Source organism: Thiocapsa sp. (genome assembly GCF_018399035.1).
Lineage (GTDB): Bacteria > Pseudomonadota > Gammaproteobacteria > Chromatiales > Chromatiaceae > Thiocapsa.
In genome coordinates this window covers 3,187,411-3,200,330 of the sequence record NZ_CP073760.1, presented here as the reverse complement: position 1 = coordinate 3,200,330, position 12,920 = coordinate 3,187,411, and the positions used below count along the sequence as shown (strand labels likewise).

Genomic DNA, 12,920 nt, shown 5'->3' with positions numbered 1-12,920 from the left:
TATGTATATAACACATAACCGCGGGTTTTTCCGAACCTCCGACCTGGTCCCGCCCGACGGTGCCGGGACGCTCGGGGCCGAGGTAGGTCACTGATCTCGCGCTTGTTGCTTTTACCTCACTCCGAGGAGTGCGAGGCGCCGGCCTCAGGTGCGGGTCACTGTACAGATTGAGGCAAATTTAGCCACGTATCAAGTCCGCAACGTCGGAGCCCGGGAGTTTTTTTTCGGCGGCGGATCGAGATCGTTCGCCGGAGCGCAGAGCGGCGGCGATCGGTCTATCGACATGGAGTGTTGCCGTCCGTCCGCACTGGAACGCCGCACCCTCGTGGGGCAGAATTGTGCCCGGTCGATCACGCCGATGATCCGTCGGAAAGCCGCCCTCGTCGGCTCGCAGGAGATCCAGATGCGCCGTTTTTACGGTCGTTCAGTGCAGGACCAGGGCGCGCGATCCGCTCAGGAATCTTTTCGTTGCGACGGATTCGTCCGCGACGGCGTCATCCCCGCCCCTTTCGGGGATCCGGTGCCGCTGATGGCGCTTCCGTCCTTCCTGCGTGCACTCCTGGTGACGGACGGGACCGTGACCAAGATCCTCGAGGCCTATTTCTGGGAGCCCGTCGCGGTCGATACGCTCGAGCAGCGTTTCGAGACCGCCGAGGAGCCCGTTCCCGCGATCCAGATCGTTTCCGGCGATCGTTGTTTGATCCGCAATGCGCGGCTGCGCGGAACGGATTCGGGCCGCAGTTTTGCCGAGGCGTTCTCGCTGATCCGTACCGAGCTGATCCCGTCCGGCTTTCGCCAGCGCCTGATCGATCGCGAGATCGGTATCGGCGTGCTGATTCGCGACAGTGGTCTGGAGAGCTATCGCGAGGTTCTGGATGTCGGCATGGAGGTGAGCTCCGACGGCGGCCGTGCCGTATGCCGAACCTATCGCATCATCATCGATCGGCGTCCGGTCATCCTGATTACCGAGTGTTTCCCGCTCGCGCTGTATGCCGGGGAGCGGGACGCTACCTGACCTGACCTGACCTGACCTGACCTGACCTGCCCCGACCTGACCTGACCCTCACCCCGAACGGATTATGCCGACCCCCATCGATACCGTTCGGCTGCACGAGACACCGGAAGGTGTCGACCTTGCGCTGCGGGTCGCCGGTCCGGCTCCGCGCGCCATCGCCTACCTTCTGGATCTCGTCATCCGCTTCGCGCTCCTGCTCGTCGTGCTGCCGCTCGCGGCCTTTTCCGGCTTCGGCACCGGCCTGATCCTGCTCGCCGTCTTCGGGCTTGAATGGCTCTATCCCGTGGTCTTCGAGGTGCGCAGCGGCGCCACACCGGGCAAGCGGGCCATGGGCCTGATGGTGGTGCACGACGACGGGACACCCGTGCGGTTGCCTGCATCCCTGATCCGCAATCTGCTTCGTGCCGTGGACTTTCTCCCGATGCTCTACGGCGTCGGGCTCGTCAGTATGCTGGTGGATCGCGATTTCCGCCGTCTCGGCGATCTGGCCGCCGGCACCCTGGTGGTCTATGCCGATCCGCCGCCGGCGAAACCGAGCATCCCGCAGGTCGCTGCACAAGCCCCGCCCGCCGGTCTGCCGGTCGAGGCGCAACAGGCGATCCTGGCCTTCGCCGAGCGCGGTCATACCCTTTCCGATGCACGCCGGATCGAGCTGGCCGAGATCCTTGCGGGCGGCGTCGGCCGGCGGGGCGATGCCGCCGTCGCGCAGCTCAACGCCTGGGCCGCATGGCTCGCGCGCGGGGCGCCGGACGGCCGCGGATGAAACAGGATGCCTTCGAGGCCGCCGCGTCGCCGATCTGGACCGATTACCGCGCCATGCTCGACGCACTCGAGAACCCGCGGCAGCGGCGGGCACATGTCCCGACCTTGTCGTCCTTTCCGCAGCTGCATCGACGTCTGTGCAGCGACTACGCGCTGGCCCGCAGTCGGCGCTACAGCCCCGGGTTGATCGCCGAGCTCGAGGGGCTGGTGCGGCGGGGCCACCGCCAGCTCTATCGGCGAGGATCGGCCCCGTTGCGCGCCACGCTCGATTTCATGGCCAGGCAGTTTCCCCGGACCCTGCGTCGCCATTCGGCGGTCTTTTGGATCGCGGCGGCACTGTTTTTCCTGCCGATGATCGGCATGGGCATCGCCGTTCATCAGGATGCGGATCTCGTCTACAGCCTGCTCGATGCCGAGCAGGTCGCGGAGCTCGAGTCGCTCTATGACCCCGCTCGGCACACACCGGGGCGCGGCAGCGAGCGGCAGGCGGACACGGACGTGGCCATGTTCGGCTTCTATGTCATGAACAACGTCGGGATCGGGTTTCGCACCTTTGCCGGCGGCCTGATCCTGGGTCTCGGCAGCCTGGTCATCCTGCTCGTGAACGGCTTGTCCATCGGCGCCGTCGCCGGACACCTGACCCGCTTGGATTACGGTGCCACCTTCTGGCCCTTCGTCAGCGGTCACGGGCCTTACGAGCTGACCGCGATCGCCATCTGCGGCGCGGCCGGATTGCTGCTCGGTCAGGCACTCCTCGCCCCCGGGCAGCGCACCCGACTCGCCGCACTCCGAGCGAACGCGCGCGATGCCGTGATCCTTGTCGGCGGTGCGGCGGTTTTGCTGGTCTTTGCCGCGGTGATCGAGGCCTTCTGGTCGGCAGGCCCTGCGCCTTCGGCGCTGAAATACGGCGTCGGTGTCCTCGGGTGGGTCCTGGTCGCGATCTACCTCGCGCTGGCCGGACGAGCGGGCGACGATGCGCCTTGACGCCATCGGCGCGCGTCTGCGCCCGCGTCGCCCCTGGGAGGGGGTGGATCTCGGCTTTGCGCTGGGACGACAGTGGTTCCTGTCGCTTTGGATCCTCTGGTGGATCACCGCGCTGCCGGTCGCCGTGCTCCTGGCAGTGCTGACCGGCGGACGGCCGGACCTCTGGCTGGTCGCCGTCTGGTGGTGCAAGCCGCTCTACGAGGCGCCGCTGCAGGTCTGGGCGGGCCGTGCCCTGCTCGGCGAGCGCCCGGAGCCGGCCGAGCGTGTCGGCATCATCCGCGCCGCCTTCACGCGACACCTCCTGCCCCTGCTCCTGTGGCGGCGACTCGGATTGCGTCGCTCCTTCCTGATGCCGGTCACGCTTCTGGAGGGTCTGAGCGGTGCTGAGGCCCGGCGCCGGCGTGCGGTCTTGAGCCACGGCATCGGCGCGCCGACCTGGCTGACCCTGATCTGCTATCACTTCGAGGCCATCCTTTGGGGCGGCGTGCTGCTCGCACTGGTCTTCCTGGTCCCCGAGGAGCTGCCCCGTCTCGATCTGAACGCTGCCGTGACCGAATCCGATTCCCCGGTCTATTGGCTCAGCGCCGCTGTTTATCTATTCGCCTTTTCGGTGATCGCGCCCTTTTACGTCTGCGCCGGCTTCGGCCTCTATCTGACCCGTCGCACCGAGCTGGAGGCATGGGATCTGGAGCTGGCGTTTCGCCGTGCCCGCGACGAGCAGGAGGCGACCGCCCGCGGAGCCTTGAGTCTGACCTTGGCCGGCCTCTTGGCCGTTGGACTGGTGCTGTCCATGCCGAGCCCCACCGCGGAGGCGTTGGCACCGCACGATGCCGCTCCGGATGGGGCGCTTGAAGCCGGTCTTGAAACCGTTCTTGATCGGGACGAGGCACAGGTCCTCATCCGGGAGATCCTTGCGGACGAGGACTTCGGCGGCACGCAAGAGGTGACGCTCTGGCTGCCGGTCGAGCGCGATCCGGTCGAGCCCGTCGAGGGCTGGACCTGGCCGAGCGACCTCGGCGCACTGGCGGTGAGGCTCGCCGAGATCCTCAAGTGGTCCCTCATTGTTCTCGCCCTTGCCTCGCTCGTCTGGCTGGCGCTGCGGGTGATTCAGGGGGGGCTGTGGGGTCGACGCCGATGGCGTGGATCAAGGCGGGGACGGCGAGGCGACGCAGACGGGACGACCATCCTGATCGGTCATCTCGGCGCGGAGCCGTTTCCCGACGACATTCCGGCGAGCGTCCGCGGCTTGATCGACAAGGGCGAGCATCGCGCGGCCCTCGCGTTGTTGTACCGCGCGAGCCTCGCCGAGCTCGCCCGGCAGGGTGTCGCGATCCCGGCGGGTGCGACCGAAGGCGATTGTCTGGCATTGGCGGCGCAGGCCCTGCCGGCCCCGCACGTCGGTCTCATGACCCGCTTGACCGTACACTGGAGCCGGGTCGCGTACGCGCATCGGCAGCCTTCCGGCGCCGAGCTGTTGGCGCTGCTCGACGACTGGTGTCGTGCTCGGGATCTGCAGACCGAGCCGACCGAGCCGACCGAGCCGACCCGAGATCCGGGAGCGCCTCATGACGCCTGAACGCCGCGTCCTCAGGCTGGTGGTCGCCGGGCTGATCCTGGTCGTCGTCGCCCTGATCGGCACCGTCCTGAGTCAGCTCGAGCGCAGGACCCTGGAGATCGAGATCGGTCCTTCGGAAGAGGCCAGGCGCAACCCCTTCCTCGCAGCGGAGCGCTTTCTGGCGCGTCTGGAGATCCCGGTGTCGAGCGAAAGCGGGCGCGAGCGTCTACGACTGCTACCGCCCTCGACCGATACGTTGGTCGTGCGCCACCCGGGGTCTCGCGCGCCCGAGCGCCGTCGGGCGCTCGATCAATGGATGACGGACGGCGGGCGCTTGGTGGTCACGGCGCGCGAGTCGGGTCCCGGGGCCGCGGAGGAGGGCGACCTCATCGCCGGGTACGGGGTCCGCTTAAGCACCGAGGAGGTCGATGGGCCGACGGAGGTCCTCGCCGAGATTCCGGTCGAGGATCAGGGGCACCCGCTCAGGGTGGCCTTCTCGTCGGAACGCTCTCTGGTGACGACTGCCGAGCCTGAAATGGCGGTCATTGCTGGCGATCGGCTGCGCATGGTGCAACTGCCCGTGGGCGACGGAGCGTTCGTCGTGCTCGCCGACGATCGCTTCATGACCAACGCGGCGATCGGCGAGCACGACCATGCGCTCTATATGGCAGTCCTCGTCGCCCCCGCGCCCGGCGGCACCGTCTGGCTGCTCTACGACCGCGAGATGCCCTGGATCGGGGCGGTGGTCTGGTCCGCGGCGCCCTATGCGGTGATCGCCGGCGCCTTGTGTCTGCTCGCCTGGGCCTGGTCGGCGGGTGCTCGGCTCGGACCGCTCCGGTCGGTGCCGGGCCGAGACCGGCGCGATCTCCTCGAACACCTGGACGCGAGCGCCGATTTTCTCTGGCGACACGGACAGTCCGATCATCTGATCAAGCCCACCCGCCGACGGGTCATCGCGCTCTGGCGACGGCGCCGCCCGGACCTCGGCGGGCTCGACGACGCGGCGCTGGCCCACGCGATCGCGGTGGCGACGGGCGAGGACCCGGACGCCGTCGTCCGGGCGCTCCATGTCCATGCGGAAGATGCCGATGCCTTCGTGCGGCAGAGCGCCCTGCTTCAGCGTCTGTGGCGCAAGGCGTCGATTCGGTAGGGGACGGTGTCGGAAATAAGTTGAGCACCGAACCACCAAAACGTTTTCCTCATCGACAACGACAACGACAACGACAACGACAACGGTGGCAAAGGTGTTCTCTCGTCGAGTTCTTTGACTGATGTTTAAACCGTTATTTCGGTGATTTCCGAGTAATCCTATTGCCGGGGCGACTTCAGTCGCCCACACCCGCGCCAAAGGAGCGCCCCAGGGCGACTAAAGTCGCCCCTTGTATGATCTGTTCTGAAGGGATTGACAAGGAAAGTGATCAACGGATTTGATGAAGAGTGCCCGGGAAGCCGTTCGCCCCTGAAGCCTGGATGTCGTGTTCCGCTGTTCAGAGCTTGCATGTAGATGGGCTCCCCGCCCTCTTCGCCCATACCGAAGAGTATCCGAGGCCGTGGACATGTCCGGGAGCCTGCATACACAAGGTCGGTAGGCGAGGGTACAGGGTCGGGGAACCGGGAATCATAATATCGCGTTGCATCCTGAAGAGACAGACGATGAATACAGCCGGAATCGATGTGGCCCACAAGACCCTGGCGCTGGCCGTCAGCACCGAGGAGAAGCTCGGCAAGGTCCGCGAGTTTGCCAACACACCAAGCGGTCATGCCGCGCTGATTAAGCGCCTTGCAAGGTGCGCGGGTGGAGCGGGTGTGCCTGGAGGCGACCGGCAGCTATCACCTGGACCTGGCGCTGGCCATCGACGCGGCCGGGTTGGCGCTCATGGTGCTCAACCCCAAGGCCGCCAAGCGCTTTGCCGAGGCCTTGCAGACGCGCAACAAGAGCGATGCGGTCGATGCCGGGGTGCTGGCGCAGTTTGCCCGGCGCATGCCGTTCGAGCCATGGCGGCGCCCGGCGACCGAGGCACTGGAGCTGCGCGCCTGCGCCCGGCGCCTGGAGGCGTTGGTGGTCGATCGCACGCGGGCGAAGAATCAACTCCACGCGCTGCTGCAAAGCACGACCACGCCGGCCGTGGTGCTGGAGGACGTGCGCCTGAGCATCCACCAGTACACCGCCCGGATTGATGCCCTGCGTGACTGGGCCGATGCGCGCATCAGCGCCGACGAGGAGCTTGCGCAGGTCTACCGGCTGCTCACCGGCATCCCCGGCATCGCCGCCGCCAGCGCCATCCAGCTCATGGGTGAGCTGCTGGTGCTGCCCGAGGACATGCGTGCCAAGCAATGGGTCGCCCTGGCCGGACTGGATCCGCGCCAGAGCACCTCGGGCACCAGCGTGAACAAACCCCCGCGCCTGAGTAAGGCCGGCAACGCCCACCTGCGCAAGGCGCTGTTCATGCCCGCGCTGAGCGCCGCGCGCCATGAACCGCACGTCAACAGCTACTACACGCATCTCATCGAAGCGCGCGGCCTGAAGAAGATTCAGGCCATCTGCGCGGTCATGCGCAAATTGCTGCATGCCATCCATGCCATGCTCAAGCACCGCCAAGCGTTCGACGGCAGCCGCTTCTGCTTGCTTCGCGAGGCCGCGGCATGAGCACCTCGGCGATGTCCGCCACGGCACCCTCCTCGGTTGGCCCGACAGCACGCGCGTGGCCGTCCAAGAGCCGCCGCCAAGACGAGCGCGTTCAACCACCACGGCGCAGGGCATTCATTGATCAACAACCAGCAGCAGTCGCGTCGCAGACGCTCGCAGCCAGCAGCGGCTTCAGTGCGGCGCAGTGTGGGCAACGGGTGAATGAGTGTGGTCAAGGTGGGGGCAACCCGCCGGGAGCGGGTTGTCCCCGGCTTGTCCACACGCCCGCTTGCGGCATTCACGCGTTGTCCACACGGAGTCCGCCCGCGCCCCACCCGCAGCCAAGCCCCATCCGTCATCGAAATGATCCCAATGGGGTTGGCAGCCGCTCAACGACCGTACCGTCGAGAAAACGATGCCGATAGAAAAAAATGATGGATAGGAGGCAAATCGGACTTGCGTCAGAACAGAGTATCTACCCACGTCCCAAACGGCACGCATGGGGCTCAAGACCCGCGCCAGCGGATCTCCACCAGCGGCACCTCCCAATGCTCCGAGCGGCAGTGCAGCGCATGCTCGGGCGTATTTTGTCGACTGTCGCGGCGGATCAGGGCAGCGACGCGGATCCGCTCGATGCGATCGAGGTCGGGCAGCCAACGGGCCGCCGTGCGTTTGGACAGGCGCCCGATCCGATGGCCCGCTTGGTCGAGTAGAAACAGGTCCTGACCGATCTGCTCCCAACGCAGGTCGTCGTCCGGGCCGAGTGCGGCCAGATGACGGTGGATCGCCGCATCCGGCGGCATCCGTCCGGCGTAGCCGAGGTCCAGGTCCGCGGGGGTCAGGCGCGTGTAACGACGCCCGATGACCTCGGCGGGCGCGGACTGCACGACCGGCTCGGCCTTGATCAGCCAATCGCCCTCGATCTCGGCCAGATAGGGGTGGCGGCTGCCCGCGATCGCCATCAGCGTCAGGGTCTCCTTTGCCCGTGTCATGCCGACATAGAAGAGTCGGCGCTCCTCCTCGTTGTCCGAATGCGTGTCCCATGCGCCGTCGGCGAGGATGACGTGGGGAAACTCCAGCCCCTTGGCGCCGTGCAGCGTGGTCAGCAGCAGGCCCTCGCCGAGCCGGCGGTCGCGGCGCTGCTCGGCGAGGGTCTCGTAGCAAAACTCCGCGATCTCGGCGGCAGGGACCTCGGTGGTGCCGGCCTCGGCCGTCCAATCCGCTATCAAGCGTTGCAGGAGAGAGCGCCAAGGGCTCGGGCGCTCAGGCAGCCACTCCAGCAGCGCCCGAGCGCTCATCGGTTTGCGTGCGTGCTGCGCGAGGGTGTTCAGGAAGGCGTCGATCTCGCGTACTCGGTGCAGGGGCGGCAGGTCGCCGGGCCAGTCGACCGGGATGCCTTTGTGCTCGCAGAGTGCACGGACCGGCTCCAGGATGACATGGCGGCGGGCGAGGACGGCGATATCCGACCAGTCGTGCCCCCCGAGGCGCCGAAGCTCCTCGATCCGGGCGACCAGCGCAGCGGCCTGGCGCGGCGGATCGGCCACGCCGAGAAGCAGCACCCGCCCCTTCGCATGACCGTCGAGATCCTGCCAATGCCCGCTGGCGGGCCGGATGGTGCGACGCCGGTCGACCCGGATCGGATGGTCGCGCTTCATTCGTTCGCGGTTGTGCGCGATCAAGGCGTTCGCGGCGGCGACGATGTGGCCGGTCGAGCGATAGTTCTCGACCAGATGATGCAGATCGGCGGCGTAGTCCTCTTTGAAGCGGCGGATGCACTCGACGTTCGCGCCGCGGAAGGCGTAGATGCTCTGGTCGTCGTCCCCGACGGCCAGCAGGGTCAGCTTGTCCTCGTCGACCGTCCGCCCGGCGATGGCTGCGACCAGCCGGTACTGATCCGCGTCGATGTCCTGATACTCGTCGACCAGGATGTGCCGATAACCGGCGAGCAGCCGCTCGCGCGCCTCGTCGGGCTCGATGCCGGGCAGGTCCACGCGGCCCTCGAGCAGGTCCACGGTCTCGCCGATGAGACCGTCGAAGTCGGGCGCGGCATCGGTCGTTGCGGCCAGACGCTCGGCGTAGGAACGCCCCGTCAGGCGCATCGCAAAGCCGTGGTAGGTCTGTACCGTAACACCGCGGGCGTCGTCCCCGACCAGCTCTGCGAGCCGGCGGCGCAGCTCGAGCGCCGCACCGCGGTTGAAGCAAAGCACTAGGATGCGGTGCGCCGGCACGCGCAGCACCCGCAGCAGAAAAGCGCAACGGTGGACGATGACGCGGGTCTTGCCCGAGCCGGGCCCGGCCAGCACCAGACGGTTGCCGTCCTCGGGGGCGGCGACGATCTCGATCTGCTCGGGGTTACCCAGATCCTCGACGATGCGGCGGAAGGACTCGGCGGTGGTCGCGCGCAGGAGCTGCTCGCGGCGGTCGGCGAGCCAGCGTTTCACGAACGCCTCCTTGCCGAGCGTGAAGTAGCCGGTGACCAGATTCAGGGCCTGGCGGATCTTCTCCGCGCCCAGCCGGGCGTACTCGTTCATGACATGGATCTGGAACACCCGCTCGCGATAGTGCTGAGCCAGCGGCTGGTACTGGGCCTCGCTGTAGCGTCGTCCCTTCGCCTGCGGGAGCAGGCGCAGGGTCATGGCCGAGCGGAACACCGCGAATCCGTTCTGCAGGGTGATGGCGCCGTGTTCGTGCAGGAACAGCAGGCCACGATGTACAGCCGCCAGCGGGTCACGCACCTCGGCGGCGAGGGCCAGATCGCCGCGCAGCGCGCCGGTCAGCTCCTCCGTGCCGAACGCCACCAACAAGGCGCCGTTGGCGGGGGCATCGTCCGGGAGCTTGGCCAAGAGCGCCTTGAGGATACGGTCGGCCACGGCGCGGCGGCGCTCGGCGGTGCGGTGCAGGGTCGGCCAATCGCGATGCAGACGCAGGCGGTAGTGGTCGCGGTCGGTCTGGCGCAGATCCAGGCTGCCGCGGGCGCCGGCCAGACCGCGACCGTCCAGGGTCAGGCCCTTGAGCAGGGTGCGCAGGGTCTCGGGGTTGCTGTCGTGGCCCTGATCAAGGAGATGTTGGTTGAGACGGCGTAGCGAGAGCGGCAGCCAGACGCCGGTCTGGGCGTCCGGGTCCTGCTCGCGCAAGACCTCCAGCATGGCCCGCTCCAGGCGCGCCACCCGCGCGAGGATCAAGGCCGAATGATTCTTGACCTTGTGACTGACGAAGGCCGTGAGCTGCGGGCCGTCACGCAAGAGACCGGCGCCGGCCATGTCGTGGAGGGTGCGCAGGACGCGCTGCGACGGGGTGTCGCCGCGATCCCAGGGCGGGACCGGGGCCGAGTTTGGGTCGGGCGTACCGGCCTGACCATTCGCGGCGCGGTCGAAGGCCGGCAGGCGTGCCAGCTCGTCGGCGCTGAAGGTGTCGTCCGGGTCGGTGTTGAGCATCGCCTCCAGGATCGCCAGCCAGCGTTGGCCCTGAGCGGCGGAGAGGCCCAGACCGCGGATCTTCCGCTCGGCATCCTCCAGGCTTGCTACCGCGGGGCGGCCCTGGAAAACGAAGGTGCGGTTCTCGTTGCGCTCCACCAGCCCGGCACGCTCCAGCCAGGCGATGGCGATGCGCACCCGGGTGTCGGCGTCCGTGGCCTCGGGATCGAAACCCAGCCTGAGGTCCTCGTCGCGCAACAGCTCGCCGCTGGTGACGACCACGACGCCCTCGCGGTCGCGCTTGGCCCGACGCACACCGCGCAGGATCTCGGCGATGTCGCGGCGCGACAGCTCGGAGAAGGACTCCATGCGAAACTGCGACTCGATGTCCTGCTCGTCGTAGAGCAGTACGCAGGCTGCGGGTTTGCGATCGCGCCCGGCCCGCCCGGCCTCCTGAATATAGCTCTCGAGCGAGCCCGGGATGTCGGCATGCACGACCAGGCGCACGTCCTCCTTGTCCACGCCCATCCCGAAGGCATTGGTCGCGCAGATCACCTGCAGCTCGCCGGTCACGAAGGATTCCTGGATGCGCTTCTTCTCCGGCGCAGAAATGCCGGCGTGGAATGCCTCGACCGCCCACCCTTGACGGCCCAAGCGCTCGGCCAGGGCCTCGGTGCCTTTGCGCGTCGAGGCGTAGACCACAGCCGCGCCGCCAGTCGGGTCCGGATCCTCGCTCGATCTCGGCGCGCCGAGGTGATCGGTCAGGATGGCGTGGATCCGGGCGTCCTTTTCGTGTTTGCCGACGACTTGGACCTCGAATTCGAGGTTGTCGCGCTCGACCCCGCCGGTGTAATCGACGAGATCGAGACCCAGCTCCTCGCGGAAATAGGCCAGGATCTCGGTCTTCACGTCACGCTTCGCCGTAGCCGTGAAGCAGGCCACGGGCGTGACCGGCACGCCTTGGAGCCCGGCCAGGGTGCGGATGAAGCGTCCGGCATAGAGATAGTCGGGGCGGAAGTCGTGGCCCCATTTCGACAAACAGTGGGCCTCGTCGAAGATCCAGCAGCCGATCTCGCGGCTGGCCAGCACGTCCGCCACCGAGCGATTGCGCAGCTGCTCCGGGGAGATGTAGAGCAGGGCGATGTCGCCGAGGCGCACACGCTCCATCACCTCGCCGCGCTCCGGCGGGGTCAAGAGACCGTAGATGGCCGCCGCACTGGTGGCACCCGTCTTTTTCACCAGGTTGTCCACCTGGTCCTTCATCAGGGCCTGCAGGGGCGAGATGACGACGCTCAGGGTGCCGCGCCGATGCGCGCGCACCAGGGCCGGCAACTGAAAGCACAACGATTTGCCGCCGCCGGTCGGCAGGATCGCGAGCAGCGAGCGATCCGCGATGCCGTCTCGGACGACGATCTCCTGCAGGCTCCCGCCGTCCTGCGCCTGCGGCTCGGCGCGGAAGGCGTCGAAGCCGAACCAGCGCGCGAGCTGCGCCCGCGGGTCGTTGACCTCCCGGCACCAGGCACAGATTGGATCCTCGCAGGGGGTGTCCCGCAGGGCCTTGAGCAGCGTCACCGTCGCCGGAAAGCGATGCCGCACCCAGGGCGGCAGCACCGAGCTGCCGCCGGCAACCTGAAGCCAAGCCGCGGCGTAGGCGAGGATTGGGCGGCGGTCGGGGTTCGACAGATGATCCAGGATCAGGCGTGGGGCGACGCTTGAGCAAGCGCGACCCTGCCAGCGGGCCAGCAGGGTCTCGCGCACCTCGGTGACGCTCGGTAGCTCGCCCGAGAGCAGCCGAAAGACCGCGGCCAGGCCGTCGCCGCCGGTGGCATTGGCCTCCAGCAGGGTCGCGCCGCGGAAACAGAACTGGAAGACCCGGATCAGGTCGCGCTCGCCGCCTTCGTCACCGCGCGCGGACGTGTTCGTGACAACGGCCGGTAGGGTGGACGAGCGAGAGCGAAGTCCACCGAGGTCTGAGCCGACGCTGGCGTTGGTGGACTGCGCTGAGCTTGTCCACCCCTCGGCGCTTGTCCCTACAGCGCCGGCCGGCGACGTCGCCGTAGCGATGAGCGAGGTGTCGTCGGCAATCCCGTTGGTGCAGCGCCGGACCAGCTCGTCGAACTGCTCGCGCAGCACCTGCTCGGCCAGTCGGCAGTCCTGAACCGGGTCGGCGACGCTGTCGCGCACCAGCTTGTAGTCCTTGACGAGCCGGTGATAGGGGTTTGCCGGAAAGGCCAAGGGAGACAGGTACAGGGTGTCGATGATGCGCCGCCCGAGCAGGTCCAGACTCGGCGCTCGGGCGCGCAGTGTCGGCAGGTCGTGCCCGAGCAGGTTGTGGCCGACAACGAAGCTCGCATCGCCGGCAAACCGCTCGAGCTCATCGAGTGTACGCGCCGGATCGAATCTCCCTTGCCGACGGAATTCGCGCCCCTGTCGGATCGCCCCGATCTTGTGGATGGCCCCGTCCGGCCCGGTCTCCAGGTCGAGCAGGAGCGAGCGCTCGATGAGCGAATCGATGCCGGACGGTGGCGGCTCGGTCGGTGGGGCGTCATGGGGCACGGGTCTAGT

General features: G+C 67.7%; 7 protein-coding genes. 6 read left to right on the top strand and 1 reads right to left on the bottom strand.

All coding sequences use genetic code 11. The features are described 5' to 3' along the window. Positions 1-403 precede the first annotated feature (403 nt). The 6 genes from KFB96_RS14520 (at position 404) to KFB96_RS14495 (ending at position 6,963) form a co-directional block, all read left to right on the top strand. Positions 404-1,015, top strand: a complete 612-nt coding sequence (locus KFB96_RS14520) for a chorismate pyruvate-lyase family protein (RefSeq protein ID WP_213458226.1) — start codon at positions 404-406, stop codon at positions 1,013-1,015. Positions 1,016-1,079: 64 nt separating this feature from the next. After that, entirely contained in the window at positions 1,080-1,778 is a 699-nt protein-coding gene (locus KFB96_RS14515; RefSeq protein ID WP_213457768.1) for an RDD family protein, read from the top strand. Continuing rightward, a complete protein-coding gene (locus KFB96_RS14510; RefSeq protein ID WP_213457769.1) occupies positions 1,775-2,761 on the top strand; it encodes a stage II sporulation protein M in 987 nt (328 codons plus the stop codon). The genes KFB96_RS14515 and KFB96_RS14510 overlap by 4 nt, the downstream gene beginning before the upstream one ends. Continuing rightward, positions 2,751-4,337, top strand: coding sequence for a DUF4129 domain-containing protein (locus KFB96_RS14505; protein WP_213457770.1), 1,587 nt, complete (start codon positions 2,751-2,753; stop codon positions 4,335-4,337). The genes KFB96_RS14510 and KFB96_RS14505 overlap by 11 nt, the downstream gene beginning before the upstream one ends. Beyond that, positions 4,327-5,466 (top strand): DUF4350 domain-containing protein, encoded by a 1,140-nt coding sequence (locus KFB96_RS14500; protein WP_213457771.1) that lies wholly within the window; start codon positions 4,327-4,329, stop codon positions 5,464-5,466. The genes KFB96_RS14505 and KFB96_RS14500 overlap by 11 nt, the downstream gene beginning before the upstream one ends. A 630-nt stretch (positions 5,467-6,096) precedes the next feature. After that, positions 6,097-6,963, top strand: coding sequence for an IS110 family transposase (locus KFB96_RS14495; protein WP_213457710.1), 867 nt, complete (start codon positions 6,097-6,099; stop codon positions 6,961-6,963). Between the two features lie 485 nt (positions 6,964-7,448). On the opposite strand, the gene KFB96_RS14490 is transcribed toward KFB96_RS14495, so the two are convergent. Beyond that, positions 7,449-12,911 carry a RecQ family ATP-dependent DNA helicase gene (locus tag KFB96_RS14490; protein ID WP_213457773.1) on the bottom strand — a complete coding sequence of 1,821 codons (5,463 nt, stop codon included), beginning with the start codon at positions 12,909-12,911 and terminating at the stop codon, positions 7,449-7,451. Between the last annotated feature and the right edge of the window lie 9 nt (positions 12,912-12,920).

Bases quoted from the DNA above. Each gene is read 5' to 3' on its own strand.
- KFB96_RS14520 (WP_213458226.1), top strand. From the start codon at position 404: ATGCGCCGTTTTTACGGTCGTTCAGTGCAGGACCAGGGCGCGCGATCC.
- KFB96_RS14515 (WP_213457768.1), top strand. From the start codon at position 1,080: ATGCCGACCCCCATCGATACCGTTCGGCTGCACGAGACACCGGAAGGT.
- KFB96_RS14510 (WP_213457769.1), top strand. From the start codon at position 1,775: ATGAAACAGGATGCCTTCGAGGCCGCCGCGTCGCCGATCTGGACCGAT.
- KFB96_RS14505 (WP_213457770.1), top strand. From the start codon at position 2,751: ATGCGCCTTGACGCCATCGGCGCGCGTCTGCGCCCGCGTCGCCCCTGG.
- KFB96_RS14500 (WP_213457771.1), top strand. From the start codon at position 4,327: ATGACGCCTGAACGCCGCGTCCTCAGGCTGGTGGTCGCCGGGCTGATC.